We start from the raw sequence: 17,676 nt of genomic DNA, 5'->3' as shown, positions 1-17,676 counted from the left end.
TAGTGCTTCACACTCCAAGTTTTTACGCATTTGATGTTGTGCTACCTGACAGCAAATGTTTTGAGGCCGAGTAGCAAAATGGTTATGCAGCGGATTGCAAATCCGCCTACGCCGGTTCGATTCCGACCTCGGCCTCCACTATAAATAGCCCCGTAGATCAGTGATCTACGGGGTTTTTTATTGCCTTCGAAAAAGTGAAGTGTTCCGCAATTTTTTGAATGTATTCCGCAATTGGCTGGTAATTTTCTATCGTGATGGGCTGTAGTCGACCCAGAGCTGCCGGTGGCGAAAGGCAGAGATCGGCCATAAGCGGAAGCTCAGCAATATCAATATCTTGGTCTATCCCTGATTGTTTTGCGATCGACCTGACGAAAGGGGGCTTCGACTCGCGGCGAAAGTACATGGACAGTAATGCAGTTCGATATGATGGCGTGTCTCATGCTGGTGCAAGAGACTATCGGTGAAGAAACTCGCTTGGGGAAAACGTTAAGGGTGACTGTGTTTTCGGGCGCGACCAGCGCAACCACGCGATAGCCGTGACTTGAACTGAGGGATTTCAACTACGCCAACAGTTCGGCGGGCTAATCCCATGAAGTTCGGCTGGAACGACACTCCAATGCTGTCAATATTCGCAGAGTCCATTAATATGGCCCTTTGCGCACCATCTTACTTATCGCCCTGCGCTAAGGTTGCCATGTTACTGGACGACACCAATAACCCTTGGGCTGCCAAGGCACGCTCCCTGGATCGCTATCGCTGGCTGTTGTTGCGCGCGCGCTATAGCCTGATCGGCAGCGCCTTGCGTTTCGCCCGCGAGCAGACCGGCGACTGGTTGTTCGGTCAGCGCGCCAAGCGCCGCCTGGCCGCCGCTGTGATGGCCGAACCCTGCGATTTTCTGCTGTTGCAGTCGGCGCCCAAGGTGATCAAGTTCCAGCGCAAGAAACTGCTGATCGAGGGGCTGCGCTCGAGTGGCCATACCCTGGTGGAAACGGCCCTTGAGGAGCCAAGGACCATTCTCCGCCTGCGCATGCTCAAACGTCCGCCGTGCAGTGTGCCAACCCGTTACTTCGGCCATGCTGCCTACGCCGAATGGCTGGTAGAGCACCATCAGCCGCGCATTTTGCTCAACGACCGCAATGGCAGCCTCTACGCACCGTTCCTGCGCCTTTCACTGAATGCCCGTCAGCGCCTGCTGGTGCACCTGGCCCACGCGACCACGGTGGAACATTCGCAGCGCCTGGGCATGAACGACTATGACTACAACTTTCTGTTCGGCCAGAGTTCGCTCGAAGCCCTGCAGGCGCGTGAGCTGCGCTTCGGTAACTCGACAGCGGTGCTGGTTGGCTCGCATATGATCGACAGCGCCTTCGACCTGCCGTTGGCCCAAGCCGAGAACCGTGTGATGCTAATCCTCGGTATCGGCCCGGATAAGGAAAAGGAACCAGGCTACCGGCGCACTTACGAGATGCTGCGTGACTGGACGGCCGCGAATCCGGACTACCAGGTGCTGATCAAGATGCATCCGCGCAGTCAGGGACCCTTTTGGCAGGAGGCCGCCGCCGAACTCGACAATCTGAAGGTGCTGGCGCCGACCTGTGGCCTGGCTGAAGCGTTGGCCCAGGCCTCGCTGGTGGTCAATATCATGTCCAATGCGGTGATAGAGGCAGGCCTGGCCGGCCGACCTGTGTTGTATTGCAACCTCAGCAAGGATCGCGACATCTTCGGCCAGGAGCGTTTCTTCGGCTCGGTGGTGGATAGCATCAGCGCGCTGCAGGCTCGTGTGGCCGAGGTAATGGACGATTATGCCGGGGCCGCGAGCCAGGCGCGGACGTTCGCTTGCTTCCATCTGGCACATGGCGTGTTGGGGCTGCCGATGAATCAGCAGGCGCTGACAGCCTTGCTGGATGGGGGCGACTTGTCTTCCAGCATCGAGCGCCACCCCTTGCTCGCTACCAAAAACCCAATGCCCCATCGTTCTATGCGTCACGTTGAGCATATTGCCGGCAGTGCCGAACCAAATTCACAGGGAGGCTCATCGAGCCGTATGTTGTTCTTCTCTCTGGCCAAGCACCAGAGTCTCTATTTCCAGCGTCTGCTCGATGAGACCGAACTCAGAGGCAAAGTGATAGTACCCGGCAGGATGCCCTGGCCGCGACCTTGGCAGTTGCCGCGCATTCTCAAACGTATCGATTGGGCGCACTTGCTCGAAGAGAAGTGCCAAGAGCGAAGGGTCAAGCGCAAGTACGAAGGCGTTTTCTTTCGTCTGCTGCTGCGTCTGGAGTTGGCCTGGGTCGGCCTGCGGGCCTTGGCGCTGGTGGAGCGCGAACAGCCGACGACGGTAATCATGTGGAATGGCTCCCATCGCTACTGCCAGTTGCTGCGCTCGGTTCTGCCGGTCGGCTGTCGGACTTTTTTCTTCGAAAATGGTCTGTTGCCTAATACCACCACACTCGATCCCCAGGGCGTCAACTTTCATAACTCGGTACCGCGCGAAGCCGAGTTCTATCGCCGTTATCAAGCTCCGGCTGATGCTGCTACAGCCCAGACCACTCTGGTGCCGCGCAAGCCACGCTCGACAGGAGTTGAGCCCATTGAGTTGCCCGAGCATTTCGTGTTCATCCCATTCCAGGATGATCGCGATACTCAGGTTCGCCTGTTTTCACCTTGGGTGGGCAATATGTGCGAACTGTTCGCTCTCGGCGAGCGGCTTGCAGCCGAAACCGGCATGATCGTGGTGTTCAAGGAGCATCCATCCAGTCGCGAATCCTATCCTCAGTTGCATCAGCGTTGCCATGAGCGGTTGCTGTTCGCCAACGGCAACAGTACCCAAGAGCTGATTCAGTCCAGCGAGTTCGTGATTACTCTCAATTCCACTGTCGGCCTGGAGAGTCTGTTACTGGGCAAGCCGGTGCTGACTCTCGGGCAGGCGTTCTTCAATATTCCAGGGTTGGTGATGCATGCGGACTCCGCCGCCGAGCTGATGGAGATCGCACGGATTTTCCCCGACTGGCCGCTGGAAGCGTGTATCCGCGAACACTTCCTAAGCTATATGGCCGCGGAGTACTGCGTGCAGGGTGACTGGAAGAATGCCGACCAGGCCCAGTTGCAGCGAGCGGCTGCACGAATTATCCGACAGGAGCGTTGAATTGCTGAAAGGTCTGGTTTTGCGTCAGGAGGTGTTGGCGCGTTGGGCGGCTATCGGTCTGTTGATCTTTCTCTGTGTGCCGTGGTTGATAACGAGCGACAAGCACTATCACCAGTTGCTCTATGTATTTCTCTGCTTGCCTACGCTGTTGGCGCTGTGTCTGGGTGACTTTCGCAAGAAATTGAAGCACCCGGAAATGCTCCTGTTCGCGGCATTGGCAGCATGGACACTGCTGATTGTACTGCTCAAGGGAGACCATCTGGAAAAGGCCAAGATGCCCTTTTATGTGTTGTTGACACTCCTGGGCGTTGTGCTGGCAGCGCAGGGCTCGCGCTGGTCGCTGGAGCAACTGCTGGCAGGCAGTGCTGTAGTTGGCGCATTGGGAGCCATCGCCTCCATTGCGTATTTCTACTGGGTCCTTGAACCGGTGCCGGGATTGCGGATTGCCACGCCGGGGTTGTGGGATACACCGATCATGGCCGCCCATGCGACAGGGGCGCTGGCGCTGCTGGGGCTCTTCATTTTTCGGTGTCAGGGGCAGAAACCCGGGGTGGTGCCGCTGGTTGTTATCGCTCTGGCCTATATGGCTTTTCTCGGGCTCAACCAGACGCGGGGCGTTTGGCTGGCATTGTTTGTTGCACTCGTGGTGATGGTGCTCGTATCGCGGTCGCGTCTGTGGTGGGCGCTCCTGCTGCTGGTTCTGGTCGCAGTGGTAGGCGTGCTGATGTTCGAATCGCAGATGGTGCTCCAGCGCGGCCTGTCGTACCGGCCGACCCTGTGGGCTGGGGGGGTACAGTTGATTCGCGAGCATTGGCTGCTGGGGGTGGGGTTCGAGCCATTTAAAATTGCAGTGCCAGAATTACAAATGTCGTTCAAGCACCCGCACAACCTGTTTCTGGATACTGGCGTGCGTCTGGGATTGCCGGGTCTGTTCCTGTTTCTACTGCTTTGGGGCGCGACTGTCCGGCGCGCTTGGCTGAACCGTGAAAGCACCCTGGGTCGTGCGCTGCTAGCGTTGTGGACCTTTTCCAGCGTGGCGTTGCTCACTGATGGCATCGGTCTGTGGCTCAAGCCTAATGCCGACTGGCTGATCATGTGGCTGCCCATAGCCTTGGCCATGGTGCTGGCGGCTAGGCAGTCCGCCAGTATTCAGCCAGGCAATCCCATAGGCTTGGGTGTGACTAACACTGGCATTAGATAGCGGCAGAGTCGGTGCGAATGCTGCTTGCGAGTCAGCGTACCGCCTGCTTTGGAGACCCGGATGGCCAGGCCTTTGATTTCCGTGTCCTACACCAGGATGTCGGCTTAGCCGTCCTGGCACGTCAGGTTGTTCAATGCGGACTTGGCAAAATTGATTTTCCTGGCCATAAGGGGGGCTCATTTCCTAAGTGATTGATTCTGGTTTTGTTTTAGGGTTAAATCAGCGCCTGCTTTTGCATTTCCCATGCCCCGATGGTGAAATTGGTAGACACATCAGACTTAAAATCTGCCGCCGCAGGGCGTGCCGGTTCGATTCCGGCTCGGGGCACCATCTCGCTTCATCAAAAAACACCACTATCTGTCACCAGCGTCTAACGAGACCCTGGTGTTTTTTGCCGTCTGCGATTTGGCAACCGGCACCTTAAATTTGGTTGCTAGGTTGGGAGCTATTTGGGAGCCGACTTGGTAGCTTTGCTGGTAGCTTTTGCCATTCCTGGCACGCCACGCACAGTTCTCACCCGCGCTTCATTACGCGCCAAAAATTCCAGTAAGTTATTGATTTAACAATTTTATAAGCCTGTAAGCACGGGCAAAGGCCGGTCTCGGCGCTCAACTGCTTTTGTATGCTAGCGAGGGGCAGGACGACTTAAAATCCCCCGCTCGTAAGGGCGTGCCGGTTCGATTCCGGCTTCGGGCACCAATAGTATGATTTCAGATGTTCCCGTAAACACCTGAAGTCTAGAGAAACCGGCCTTATAGCCGGTTTTTTTGTGTCTGAGTATCCCCGTATGTTCCTGTACAGTCCCACGATTTAGGTATACGTTTAGGTATATATCGGTTCGATATCGAGGCGTATACCTATGGCGCGCACCGTAACCCCTCTTACTGACCCCAAATGCGAGGCCGCCAAGCCCCGTGCAAAGGACTACACCCTGTTCGACGGGCAAGGGCTTTTTTTGCTTGTAAAGGCTACCGGCACCAAGGTCTGGCGCTTCAAGTATAAAAAGCCAAGCGGTAAGCCCGGTCTGGCTACGTTCGGCAACTACCCGGCCCTCACACTGAAAGCCGCCCGTGCACGTCGAGCCGATGCACTCGAGCTGCTGGCGCATGACCAGGACCCCATCGAGAGCGCTAAGCAAGCAAAGATCGAGGCGGCCAGTGAGGCGGGGCACACCTTTGAGACGGTGGCCCGGGAATGGCACGCCAGCATGGCCGGCAAATGGTCAAAGGATCACGCGGTCAGGGTGCTGAAAGAGATTGAGGTCGATCTTTTCCCCATGTTGGGCAAGCGCCCCGTATCCGACCTGAAAACCCGCGACCTGCTGGTCTGTCTGAAAGCGGTAGAGAAACGCGGGGCGCTTGATCTGGTTGGGCGACTGCGCCAGCGCATCGCCGGAATCATGCGAATCGCCGTTCAGAACAATTTCATCGATTACAACCCGGCGCTTGACCTGGTGGGGGGGACTGCCACCCGCAAGACCAAACACCGCCCGGCCTTGCCCCTTGAGCGGTTGCCGGAGTTGTTGCAACGCTGCGAGGCTGACACCGGACGACCGCTTACTTGTCTTGCTGTAAGCCTCTCTTTACTGGTGTTCATTCGTTCTAGTGAGCTGCGCTTTGCTCGCTGGTCTGAGCTCGACTTTACCCGGAGCATGTGGACGATTCCCGGCGAACGGGCACCAATCGAGGGCGTCAAGAGGTCGCACCGAGGAGCCAAGATGGGGACTGCGCACCTTGTCCCGTTGTCACGCCAGACGCTTGAAGTACTGGAGCAGATACACCGGCTTAGCGGGCGTTTTGAGCTGGTGCTGCCTGGGGATCATTACCACTGGCGGCCAATGTCGGAGAACACCGTAAACAAGTCACTGCGCCGCATGGGGTACGACACCAAGATAGATGTTTGCGGGCACGGGTTCCGCACTATGGCCTGTTCCGCGTTGGTCGAGTCCGGCCTGTGGTCACGTGACGCGGTTGAGCGGCAAATGAGCCACCAAGAGCGCAACGGTGTGCGCGCGGCCTATATCCACAAGGCTGAGCACCTGGAAGAGCGCCGACTGATGATGACGTGGTGGGCTGACTACCTGGATGCCAACCGGGAAAAGCACATCACGCCCTATGATTTTGCACACCGGGATACTGATGTTGTGAGCATGAAACGGGGGTTACAAGCATGACGAAACGAGGCAAGCGATCAAAGGCACTTCCAGTATTCGACAATCAACTCGAGTGGGGTACGGGTGATTTGGTCGATGAAAGCCTGTCTGATGCTGCGCAGGCAATTATCGCTGACTTGGCCGAACATCACGACGGCGATCTTCAGGAATGGTTCAAGGAAAGGCTTGGGTCCTACAGAGCGGTCATCCGCGAAACGGAAAAAGGACCCGCGCGCCACGAAGAAATTCGACATGTGCGGCAGGTGCGACTTCATGCTCAAGAAATGTCACGGGGGCTAAACAATCTCCCTCCTTCCGCCGAGGGTTACATCAACGGCGCTTGTTTTCGGAAATATGGGCACTTTTTCAACGGCAGCTTTCTTTCTGACCTTATGGCTAAGGTCACCGTGGTGTCCGATGTGTTGGAAATTACCGAGCAGAAGTTGGAGGCCGCTCCAACTATTCGGGGCGTGAAGCCGAAGTTTCAGCGAGATGGTTTGTTGGCTGATACCGCAGACAAGCTACGACAGTCGTCCTTAGCGAAGATGACCAAACGCAGAGCTGCAGCGCTCGCCCGAGTGCTTCTCGTTGCCGCAGGAGTCGAGGTGCCAGAGGATATTGTCGAAATTGAAAAACTGATCAGACGTGCAAAAAGGGGGAAAAAAAGCCTCTAACTAATCTCTTTTGAGCACTGCGACAGCAATCGGGGGTTCAACAAAAATGGCTCTGTACCCGATACGGAGGCACTCAAATGCAGCCAGCAACAATTCCCCCGAAAGCTCTCATCCGTCAGCCAGCGCTCTGTCTATGGCTGGATCTGTCCCGCTCCGGCCTAGACAAGCTCCGCAAGAAGGACCCGACATTCCCGAAGCCAATTAAGGCCAACGAAAGCCGTCAAGCCGCGGCTTATTACGTCTTGGCTGAGGTGGAGGCTTGGTTACGGACCAAGATTGAAGCGAGAGACGCAGTATGAGCCATTCATCATCGCTTACAGCTTCCTGGAAGTTTCGCGTAATGGCCGCCCTGCACATTGATTCCTTCCCGTCTCCTTCTAACTGGTCCTGGCGCAAAGCCAAGCAGCGCGGGGTGTAACCCATGAAAAGTCAAAACGGCGCCCATGCGCCGACGGGATCGGCTTGCTTGAAATCCATGATTGGGCCAGTAGCCCGGTACCTACTTGGCGAGCCAAATACCGCAATGAGCAAGCAAACCGAGCTTCGATTCGGAGCGCATGGCTCTTTATCAGTTGATCTGGAAAAGGGGGTATGGCATTCGCACGAAGACGGAAGCGGTGGCGGCGTATTGGATTTGATTGCCTGGAAAACCGGCATCACAAGTCGGGCCGAGCAAATGGGTTGGGTTGAGCAGAACGGCTTAAAAGAAAATCAGCCTGCGCCATGTCCTGAAAGTCCTGATGTCCTACCGGCCAGCCGTCGCATGTCGGCTTGTTATGACTACACCGACGAGGACGGCAACGTTCTGTTTCAAGTTGTCCGCTACGAACCAAAGGACTTTCGCCAGCGCCGCTCGGACGGAAAAGGCGGCTGGGTGTGGTCGGTGAAGGGCGTGCGTCAGGTTCCGTACCGTCTGCCGCAGTTGCTGGACGCACCCTGGGATACGCCAGTGTTTGTCGTGGAGGGCGAGAAAGACGTGTTGCGCTTGGAGTCGCTTGGGTTGGTCGCAACCTGCAACGCCGGCGGCGCTGGCAAGTGGCCTGATGAGCTCAACAAACCTTTTGCGCGCCGCCACGTAGTGATTTTGTCGGATAACGACGAACCGGGACATCAGCACGCCGACAAGGTTTGTCGGGCGCTGAGTTTGGCAGAGGCCGAAGTTCGCGTGTTCCGCCTTCCAGGGTTGCTACCGAAGGGTGATGTGTCCGACTGGCTGGACACGGGCGGCACCGTCGAGCAACTGCTAAAAATGGTGGACGCTCCGGGTAAACAGCAGTTCGAAGGCGACGATCAGCAGTCAGTCGAGGAACACTTCGAGCCCGGTGATGATGCCGACGAAAAGCAGAGCCAGGCGTCTCTATTGGTCAAGTTCGTGGAGCAGCGCTTTGATCTGTTCCACGATGAAAACAAGGACGTCTTCGCCAAGGACCAAACGACCGGCGAAGTGCGTAATCTAGCCGCGCGCCAGTTCCGAGATGCACTGGTCGCCGGCTTTTACTCCGACAGCGGAAAGGCGCCCCGAGATCAATCGGTCCGGGAGGCGCTGGGCACCCTGGCCGGCCTCGGCCGATTTCATGGAGACTGTCAGGAGGTACACCTGCGCACTGCCGGTGCCGCTGGTGATTACTTTCTCGACCTGGCTGTACCAGGCAGTAGTCGAGCGGTTCGCATCCGGCCGGGTAAGTGGGAGATCGCCGAGTCACCCGAGGCCATGTTCGTTCGACCTGAATCCATGCAGCCGATTCCGGCTCCAGTTCCAGGTGGATCGATCGAGCAACTTTGGCACGTGGCGAACATCCCGCGCGGCTCCCGTCTGCTGGCCCTGGCTTGGCTGATCGAATGCCTGCGTCCTGATACGCCATATCCAGTGCTGGAGCTGCTGGGCGAGCAGGGTAGTGCGAAGAGCACGACACAAACAGCACTGCGCCAGCTCATTGATCCGAATTCCTGCCCATTGCGCAGTGCACCGAAGTCGTCGGAGGACCTGTTCGTTTCTGCTGGTGTGTGTGCGGTAGTGAGCTTGGAGAACGTCTCGCACTTGCCCGCAGCAACTCAGGATGCCATGTGCGTATTGGCAACCGGAGGCGGCTTTGCGAAGCGCAAGCTGTACTCGGATGCCGACGAAAGTGTTATCAGCGTGAAGCGCCCCGTCGTGCTGAATGGCATATCTGCGGCAGTCACGGCGCAAGATCTAGTGGACAGAACGATCACTATCGAGACGCCGGTTATCAGCGAGCGGCTGGAAGTGACAGACCTTTGGCGGGAGTACGAAGCCGAGCGTCCGTGTTTGCTGGGGGCGCTGTTGGATATTTTCGCCAAGGCTTTGGAGTTAGCGCCGCAGATGCACATCCCCGCTGACGAGCGTCCGCGGCTGGTTGAATTCGCTCGCCTCGGTATGGCTGTCGCCGCTGCAGCGGGACATGAACCCGAGGATTTCCTGCGCGAGTTCAACGCCAGTCGGCAGGAAAGTCTGGCTCGCACCATTGACGCTAGCCCGGTAGCTGCCGCCGTAGTGGAACTGGTCGAGGCGCGTCCACACGGAGTGACCGCCCCGGTAAAGGAGATTCTGCGTACCTTGGAACAGTACCGTCCAACCGGCTGCGATTCGTGGCCGCGTTCCGCGAAGGGGCTAGGGGACGCCCTGCGACGTGCCGCTCCAGCTCTTCGGCAGATAGGCATCGAGTGCAAGCCTTTGGGTAAATCTGGGGGGACGGTGAAGTGGGGCATCGGGAGAAAGTTTTCGAAGCAATGTCCTGCAAGTCCTGATGTCCTGCCAGACGATCACCCCGAGCAGGACATTGGGACTTGCAGGACTTCGAGTCGGCAACTATCCCCCGACACCACCAGTACTTCGCCGGACATGGCCTTCGATGAGTCCGACGCGGAGGCCTTCTGATGGGAGTTATCGACTATCTCCATGATCGCGGGTTCAGTGCTAAGGTGGTGGGCAACCGCTTAAGCGTCTCACCATCTAGCAGGCTGACACAGGAGCTGCGCCGCTATATTAAATTGCACCGTTTGGAGCTGATGGCCGAAGTTGCGGCCAACGATGGTGAGGCCCGTCGCAGTCACTGGGCAGTGTTCGTGGCAGGGTACAATCCCTACACAATGATCGGCGAGCCGATGACTCATGCCGAAGCCTTGGTTGAGGCCCGAAGCCGATGGCCTAACGCGAAGATAGAGTGACGTTTAGCCCGGATAACTACCGGGCTTTATACTTTTACACATTGATTGGCGATGATTTCGCCAGCATGGGTGTCTGGGAATACTTGACCAGTTCAGGTTGCCTGCAGACTACTTGATCACTGCTTTTGTTTTGGCATAGATTTGCTCTTGTCGTTCTCTTAAGGGGGCGATGTTGGGCCGGTTCGAGTGACTCGACTGGTACCGTTTCTCGCCTTTAGGCGCAGCGGACTTCCTTTTTCATACAGGAGGCCGCCATGGCCGATAAATCTGTTATCAAACATCGTTTCGCTGCGTTCGATCGCCAAGGAGGCCGCTGCTATTACTGCGGCTTCCAGATGTGGCGCGATACTGCTGAGGCCTTCGCCCGCCGTCATGGCCTTTCCCTTCGGCAGGCTAGGCACTTCCAGTGCACAGCCGAGCATCTAGTCGCCAGGCAGGATGACGGAAGAGATACCCAGTCCAATATTGCTGCCGCCTGCCGGCGGTGCAATCAGCGCCGCCATAAGCGCAAGGAGGCGCTTGAGCCGCAGGAGTACAAGGCTCTAGTGCGAAAGCGGCTGAGCAAAGGTGGCTGGCATCCGCTCCCAGCAGGTACCTATTTGTTCTGATCACCAAGGTGACCTTGGTTGCTCTGGAACAGCTCTATCGGGAGCCGATCACTATCGGCTGGAGCCTGCCCAAAGCTGCCTGTGGTGACCGGTGAGTCCACAGCCAAACGCAGCCGTCTAATGCTATCTGCAAAAACGAGGGCAATTCAGGATCATCAAGAGCTGAAGTATTCTTTAGGGTGTGATATTAAATTGCCTCCCTATTAGCTGCTGCGTAACACGGAGAGTTTATGAGCTATCGAAACAAGACATATGTGGCGTTTGCCAGTGAAGATATCGGTAAGTACCGTATGATGGAGGCATGGAAAGCGAGCGAACACATAGAGTTCGATTTTTTTAACGCACACGACCTTTTCATCGCTCGCGACACCAGCAAGCCAGAAACTATAAAGCGGAATCTGCGTGAGCGGATGAAAAATGCAAAACAGGTGGTTCTGCTGGGGAGCAAGGATGGAAAACGCAAGGGGAGCGACGGTGCGTCCTTCTTGGCTTACGAAATTGAAGTTATTATTGAGTTCAACCTTCCAGTGGTAGTGGTAAATCTGGATCAAGACAGAAATGTGGACGAAAATTATATTCCCGATCCACTGCTGACCGTAAAATATTACACCCTCTCGGTTTCGTATCAACCCAAAATCATCATGCACGCCTTGAACAACTATGCTACATCCTTCGCAACCAGCGACAAGAAAGGAGCATATCAATACAAACCCGAAGTCTACAAAGAGCTGGGGTTGTAAGTGGCAATTCTCCAGGATTTGAGGACTTTGCGTTTCTGGCGCCATTTCCTAATAATGTCGTTTGCAGTTTTCGGAGGACTGTCTACCGTCCTACAAACGCTCAACGTGACCATGCCTACGCTCACAGTTTTTCAAGGCAGTCCGTTCTTGATCCTGACCGTTGCTATTTCTGTGATTGCAGGACTTATCTGGTCATGGCCTAGGCCAATAGCTCAAGACTACAGTGTGCCCAATACCAAGATAACGATCGTCAAGGGTAATATACTCGATGAAACGAAGCACATTGTTATCGGCACGAATGACACCTTCGATACTGAAACGCCAGTGATCATTTCCCAAGGAAGCTTACAGGGGCAAGCATTACAGAGACTGTACGGCGGTGACCTGAAAGAGCTTGACGCGCAGCTAGCGAGCGCCTTGGTTGGCAAACCGACGGTAGGAAGCATTAAAAAAAGTGGGAAGCAGATTCAGTATGGTGTAGGCACTATTGCAACTGTCAAGCAATCTGCGAGATTAATTTTTTTTCTTGCCTACTGCGAAATGGACACTCATAACACGGCTCGCTCAACACCCGATAAGGTATGGAAAAGCCTTATTTTGCTGTGGGATGAGGTTTCTAAAAAGGGTAATGGGGGGGCTGTCTCCGTGCCAGTCATCGGCGGTGGGCAAGCCCGGCTTTCCAGCATTGTCCCCGCACAGGATGCGATCCGCTTAACCATTCTTTCTTTTATGTTCGCATCTCGCAGCTCAAAAATTTGCGATGAGCTTCGAATCGTCGTCAGGCCTGAAGACTACAAAAAGCTTGATCGGCTAGAACTTCAATCCTTTTTATCATCACTGCGATCATCATGAGCAACGAATCAAGTATTGATCTTCCCGAAAATGATGGATGCCCGTTCTGCGCCTATCTTAGGGGGGAGCGCCCGTACACGATCCTATCTCGAACAGCGGATACGGCCACTTTCGTGACGCGTGAGCAGAGAGGGCACCCGCACCTACTCGTATTGCCCCTGAGGCATGTGCCGTCCATTCTCGAACTTACAGATTCTGAAGCTGCCGCTATCGCGGTTGAGGTGCGGAATGCAGCCAGGTTAATAGATCTGGCCTACTCTAAACCCGGAATCGCGGTATGGCAGAATAATGGAGTTCCTGCCGGGCAAGCAATCAGCCACGTTCATTTCCATGTCGCTGGCACTCTTAAGGGCGGTGGAACTGAGTTCGGACCAGTCGAAGAAATATCGATTGAGGAAACTGATGAGATTGCGAAGAAACTCCTAGGAGTCTGATAGACGCGTGCACCCCTGTTTTCGGGATGACTAGCATTACTATGGGCAACTCTGGGTCAGAAGCCGATTGCTGTCTGTCGCGAAGGGCCGCAGTCGACCCATTGCGGTCGTTTTTGGCTAAGTGTTTGATGAGCTGCTTGTAGTCTCAACCAGACTTTCACTTATGGGATTTTATGTGGGGAGTGACCGCTTTGCTTCGAAAAATGTGCTCGACACAGTCGAGACACCTACGTTTCAAAATGTTCCGCCACAAGAGAGAACCGTAGAACTTCTCGCCACCCTTGCCTGAGCGGGATCTAAAGCTCTTTCATATAGCGCACCAGCTGTGGAAGAGGCAACAGATTGTCGAGTCATTCAGCGCGTCTTGTTGCATGCGCTGGCGCACGCCGGTCCATATCCGGAGTCGCACTGCATAGATCGCGCACTGTTTATTTGGCTGGATAGTACGTAACCACTGGTTCTCGTCCGGCGCGAAAAACGATGAGTGCCGAAGATCCGATTTCTGGTATCGCTATCGAGAGGAGTAGGCTGGAAGCGGAAGGCCAACGGGAGCCGATCAGCACGGAAAAGGTTCGCAATTCCACGCTGATTTGGTCCTTAAACACCTCCACGTGCTTAGACTGTTCGGCTAGCTGGATTTCGAGGCCAAAGCCAATGCGGTGCCATTTCGCCGGAATATGATTCAGGCGATAGAACTTGTCCGCCTCGCAAGCAACACGAACGGAGGTGCTGTCGCGCTTTGTGGGCATCGCGTTGGTCTCAAGATCTGTGTGCGGATCGAACACCAAGCGTATTCCTGGCTTCTCCGCCATGGTGCCTTGGCGTGCGACGGCCGAATTAAGTGACCGGCTGCGCGCGATCATGGCGTCGACGATGCCAGTGACAGATGGCGAGACGATCCGCAGTCCCGGCGACAAGTATTTGATGAGTACGGACACGCGTGGCGCCCCTTCTCCGATCAGGGCGACTTCCGCCCCAGATGATGTCGGCGCCAATTCGCCGAGCAGTTTACGCAAAGCGCCTGCCGTCACTTCATCGATTGCTGTCACATCGGCGCTGCCAAATGTTGCGGTGGCCCAGCCGATCGAAGTCCATTCCCGCATATCGAACGACCATTGGGGCTCACACGCCCCCCAGTAACGCCCTATCAGTTCATGTACCGGGGGGAGGGGGCAGGCCGCCGACGAGGCGGATTCCCGTTTCAGTGCCGTAAGCATCCTATTCTCTAAAGTGACTTCATCTACGGCGGCGACTGCCTCGCGCACGAAGGTCGCACCGCATGCATCAGTTGACAATGTCACTCCAGAGATCATATCCCGAGATGCGTGGATCAGTAGCAGAGTGCTGGGTGCCGAGGAAGAAAGTACCTGAACTAAATCGCCGAGATCGACTGGCTCGAACTGATTGAAGCCCGCAGCAAAGGAAGCCGCCTCCAAACGCTCCAGCAACGGCAATGGGAGTCTCGGCGGACGATGGACGGTGAGACGGTCCGGATGACGGCCGGTGAATTCCAGCACCTGCTCCTTGAGGGTTTCCAACGCGCGGATTACATCGTGGATGTCCAGTGCAGGATTCCAGGGGGCCAACGGGAGAGCAAGCTTCATTCGAACGGCAGTGGTGCCTTCGAACAGCAGGCTCGCTTCCGCCTTTCTGCCAAAATGTATGTGCAGATTGATCATCGAAGTGCCGTCCGCAAGCTGCCGCCGGGGCCGATTAGTTGTTCGAGTTGCTGCTTGATATATGTCGAGCCACCAGTGGGATTGCTAAGTTCCCGTGAGAGTTCAGTCTTCAGGCTGGACAGGATAGCGATGACGCTCGGTGCACTAACCGTCCTGCCAGCACGTCCACCAGACTGCGCGCCCAGTGATGACTTGATCTCGTTGGCAATCTCCTCTATTCGGGACATCGTGTCCTCCAGCACGTCGCCATAGCAGCGTGCCGCCGCCTCCATGCCCGCCTTCGAAAGCTGCTCGCGCAGACTCTCCATTTCCTCCTGCAGGCGTTCCTCCTCCAGGGCCCTCGAAGTGAAATACGAGACGACAGTAATGATCAGCGCCAGAACAAGGGCCCCCAAGGTGATCGGCTTGCGCATGGCGGTAGCTTGCTCCGTGAAAACCGATAGGCCGAGGAATACGAGCATGAACAACCCGGCGATTTCCATGCGAGCACGCATGAGGCGGTTGACTATGCCCAGCCGCTCGAACTTGAAGCGGAACCCCCGGCCCGCCGTGGCGATCGCTTCGTGTGTGGTTTGCGACGATCGGGAGCGAGACGCAGACGGCTGCAGCCAGTGTTCGGCGTCTTGGCCGAAGCGCCGAGAGAATCGGCCGGCCTCAAGCTTGTTGATGCGACGGGCAATCCCGCGGATTCTCTCGTCCGCAGCGCGGCGAGCTGCCTGGTCAATGGTTTCGACCAGGCGGTTGATTGCCTCGTTGTTGAGCCGCACTTCGACGGAGGTCTTGCCGAACACATGGCGCAGCCAGCGCGGGCGGAAATGGTCGATTGCGCTCGACTTGATCTCCTGTGTAAAAGCGTCAGTGCCAATATGCTCCACGACCTGATGGACGATAAGTTGGAAGTTCCGTTGCGCGGCCTCGCGATCGCGCGACCGGTCTCGCTCTTCCTGGAGTAGATCGGCCACTAGCATGCCAAGGCGGGCGAGGTAGTTGGAGTCCTCGTCTGGATCAGTGGGCGATGTCGTGCTGACCTTGAGTTTCTCGATCAGGCGATCTAGAGCTTCCAGTTCGCGGCTAACGATGAGCTGCAGTTCGTCCAGGGAAAACCAGGCTTGGCGTGCCGCGCCGAATGCTGCCAGCACGCCGTCCGCGTCACTGTCGGGCAAGGTGTCGCAAAGCAGGGGCGTCGTCGCACGATGCTCCGTCATGAGGGCCGCAGTGTCGCGCAAGCTAACGTCGCAGAAATGACGCCGCAAGCCGAGACCGGAGCGGTCGTCGAGCAACAAGACGCCAGGTCGGACCCGGTGCGCCATTACGGGGCCTGCGGCGCCGGGCAATTCGACTTCTTCCAAGTCGACTGATGCATCCGCCGCATCAGAGTGGAAGACATAGAGCGGCTGCTGGCGCCGGAGCCTCAATTGCCTTGCGAGGCCGGCCACCTCGGCGTCCCGGTGCAGCGGTTTGAGGATATTCGCCATCTTCTCGAGTAATTTCAGAGTGTCGTCCACGCCCTTCCAGGCGCTGGAGACCGACGGGATGCTGATAGCCGATAGTCCCTTCTGCATGATCAGTCGCAAACCTCCCTTTTTATCTGCACCGGATGGCATCGTTCGAGCGGAATAGTGACGTCCTCGCATACTTCGCGGTTGGAATGGCATTGGGCACGTGCCGCGGCAAGGCAGCGGTGGATGGCGGCCGCCCCGTCACCCCATGCACAATCGCAGCGAATCGTGACGTCGCCGAGTGTGCCGTCGCATTCCTCACGGAACCTGGGACGGACGAAGTGATGCGCCTGTGACCGACAAATTCTTTCGGCTTCGGATTGCGTCGAGGCACTGTCGTCGACCGGCCAGGAGTTCTCGTACTTCAGTTCTACCCCAGTATCGCGACGGCAGCGCGAGGTTGTGCGCTGCTCCACAGTGCATTCCTTATGGGTTTCGTAGATCGTCCGACAGGGCCGTTTTGGGGGCACGACAAGTGGGTCGAGGGGGACTGATTCGACCGGTGCAGGTCCCGGCTGGTCTACGCTTCGATCCGTCGTCTTCCCGGCGTCGCCTATTAAGGGGGTAGGAGCATTCGTGGCGGCGTCCGGATCAGGCGAGTATTGGGGCGGTCGCGAATTGTCATCCTTCCGCACGCCCTGAATAGTCAGTGCGGCGGCAAGCACGACGAAGACGAGCGCGGCAGTAAGCAGTGGCCAGTGGCTCTGGAACCAGGCGCCGCTGGCTCCCAGGCCTATTTGGCCAACACGAATCGCGACCGCTGTGTAGTTGTCCTGCCGTCGGTCGTTGGCGGCCACAACGGTCTGCCGGGTGAGATCGAGTAGGGCTGCCTCGTCCCGGGACCCGGCCGCCCAAGCACCAGGGTCGTCAGCCGGAATCTGCTGTGAGATGCCGTCCGAGCAGAGCAGCAGAAGGTCGTTCTGGCGGAGCTTCAGCCGGCTGACGATATCCTCCATGTTTTCTTCCAGCGGATCGCCGAGGGATCGCGTCAGCTTCGAGGCATCGGGATCGTCCGCTGCGGACAGCGGGACGAGGCCGCTGACGGCGCGCTTCAACTCCCGCACGTTATGGTCACGAGTGCGGTGGATCAGCCGGCCATTGCGGAACTGGAACAGCACGCTGTCGCCCGCATGGCAGACGAAGCCTGTGCGCCCCAGCATGGCTAAGCCGACGAGCGTCGAGGAAGGCGCTCGGTCACCGACGCCCTCGCCGCGCAGGGCGCCGACGGCCTCCCTCGCAGCGGCGATTCCCTTGCGCACGGCAATTTCGGGGTCACCATGGGCAGACGCTGAATCCAGGAAGGCTTTTACGCCAACTTCTGCAGCCACGTCACCATCGTCGTGCCCGCCCACACCGTCGGCCAACACCCAGAGAGTGATATCCCCGGGGCCCTGGCGGAAGTCCCATCGGTCTTCATTACGCTGGCGCGCGCCGAGCTCCGAGAAAGCAGCCCAGTGATGGCCGCCCGAGCCGACAATGCCGGCCTGGGGGCTACGGGTCACGGCG

Annotated in this window: 14 protein-coding genes and 2 tRNA genes; 13 read left to right on the top strand and 3 right to left on the bottom strand. The window is 57.0% G+C overall.

Going from position 1 to position 17,676, the window contains the following annotated elements:
* Window positions 1-64 precede the first annotated feature (64 nt).
* The 13 genes from QYH43_RS22385 (at window position 65) to QYH43_RS26940 (ending at window position 12,992) form a co-directional block, all read left to right on the top strand.
* Window positions 65-138 (top strand) — tRNA-Cys (locus tag QYH43_RS22385).
* 556 nt (window positions 139-694) lie between these two features.
* Window positions 695-3,145: a hypothetical protein gene (locus tag QYH43_RS22380; RefSeq protein WP_301158133.1), complete on the top strand. Its 2,451-nt coding sequence runs from the start codon at window positions 695-697 to the stop codon at window positions 3,143-3,145.
* Window position 3,146: 1 nt separating this feature from the next.
* The gene (locus QYH43_RS22375; protein ID WP_301158132.1) at window positions 3,147-4,346 is read left to right on the top strand and encodes an O-antigen ligase; all 1,200 of its coding nucleotides are present in this window, start codon (window positions 3,147-3,149) and stop codon (window positions 4,344-4,346) included.
* Between the two features lie 245 nt (window positions 4,347-4,591).
* Window positions 4,592-4,676 (top strand) — tRNA-Leu (locus tag QYH43_RS22370).
* 529 nt (window positions 4,677-5,205) lie between these two features.
* Window positions 5,206-6,519, top strand: coding sequence for an integrase arm-type DNA-binding domain-containing protein (locus tag QYH43_RS22365; protein ID WP_301158131.1), 1,314 nt, complete (start codon window positions 5,206-5,208; stop codon window positions 6,517-6,519).
* Window positions 6,516-7,172, top strand: a complete 657-nt coding sequence (locus tag QYH43_RS22360; protein WP_301158130.1) for a hypothetical protein — start codon at window positions 6,516-6,518, stop codon at window positions 7,170-7,172. The genes QYH43_RS22365 and QYH43_RS22360 overlap by 4 nt, the downstream gene beginning before the upstream one ends.
* A gap of 77 nt (window positions 7,173-7,249) precedes the next feature.
* Window positions 7,250-7,471, top strand: coding sequence for an AlpA family transcriptional regulator (locus QYH43_RS22355; RefSeq protein WP_063321337.1), 222 nt, complete (start codon window positions 7,250-7,252; stop codon window positions 7,469-7,471).
* 122 nt (window positions 7,472-7,593) lie between these two features.
* Window positions 7,594-10,068, top strand: a complete 2,475-nt coding sequence (locus tag QYH43_RS22350) for a hypothetical protein (protein WP_301158129.1) — start codon at window positions 7,594-7,596, stop codon at window positions 10,066-10,068.
* On the top strand, window positions 10,068-10,358 hold the full coding sequence (locus tag QYH43_RS22345; protein ID WP_301158128.1) for a hypothetical protein: 291 nt from the start codon (window positions 10,068-10,070) through the stop codon (window positions 10,356-10,358). The genes QYH43_RS22350 and QYH43_RS22345 overlap by 1 nt, the downstream gene beginning before the upstream one ends.
* Window positions 10,359-10,612: 254 nt before the next feature.
* The gene (locus QYH43_RS22340) at window positions 10,613-10,966 is read left to right on the top strand and encodes an HNH endonuclease (RefSeq protein ID WP_301158127.1); all 354 of its coding nucleotides are present in this window, start codon (window positions 10,613-10,615) and stop codon (window positions 10,964-10,966) included.
* A 230-nt stretch (window positions 10,967-11,196) separates the two neighbouring features.
* A complete protein-coding gene (locus tag QYH43_RS22335; protein WP_301158126.1) occupies window positions 11,197-11,706 on the top strand; it encodes a TIR domain-containing protein in 510 nt (169 codons plus the stop codon).
* Entirely contained in the window at window positions 11,707-12,558 is an 852-nt protein-coding gene (locus QYH43_RS22330; protein ID WP_301158125.1) for a macro domain-containing protein, read from the top strand. It begins immediately after the preceding gene.
* Window positions 12,555-12,992 (top strand): HIT family protein, encoded by a 438-nt coding sequence (locus tag QYH43_RS26940; RefSeq protein ID WP_367316913.1) that lies wholly within the window; start codon window positions 12,555-12,557, stop codon window positions 12,990-12,992. Before QYH43_RS22330 ends, QYH43_RS26940 begins: the two co-directional genes overlap by 4 nt.
* Before the next feature lie 428 nt (window positions 12,993-13,420).
* On the opposite strand, the gene QYH43_RS22325 is transcribed toward QYH43_RS26940, so the two are convergent.
* Genes QYH43_RS22325 through QYH43_RS22315 form a run of 3 tightly spaced genes read right to left on the bottom strand, consistent with a single transcriptional unit; the run spans window position 13,421 to window position 17,672 of the window.
* Complete coding sequence (locus QYH43_RS22325; RefSeq protein ID WP_301158124.1) at window positions 13,421-14,671, bottom strand: hypothetical protein; 1,251 nt, start codon at window positions 14,669-14,671, stop codon at window positions 13,421-13,423.
* Window positions 14,668-16,245: a hypothetical protein gene (locus tag QYH43_RS22320; RefSeq protein WP_301158123.1), complete on the bottom strand. Its 1,578-nt coding sequence runs from the start codon at window positions 16,243-16,245 to the stop codon at window positions 14,668-14,670. Before QYH43_RS22320 ends, QYH43_RS22325 begins: the two co-directional genes overlap by 4 nt.
* Window positions 16,236-17,672 carry a PP2C family serine/threonine-protein phosphatase gene (locus QYH43_RS22315; protein ID WP_301158122.1) on the bottom strand — a complete coding sequence of 479 codons (1,437 nt, stop codon included), beginning with the start codon at window positions 17,670-17,672 and terminating at the stop codon, window positions 16,236-16,238. The genes QYH43_RS22320 and QYH43_RS22315 overlap by 10 nt, the downstream gene beginning before the upstream one ends.
* Window positions 17,673-17,676: the final 4 nt, after the last annotated feature.

The sequence above is a fragment of the Pseudomonas sp. C32 genome (assembly GCF_030417915.1).
Classification (GTDB): Bacteria; Pseudomonadota; Gammaproteobacteria; order Pseudomonadales; family Pseudomonadaceae; genus Aquipseudomonas.
The sequence above is the reverse complement of the archived record's forward strand: the minus strand, read 5'-3'. Positions and strand labels throughout refer to the sequence as shown.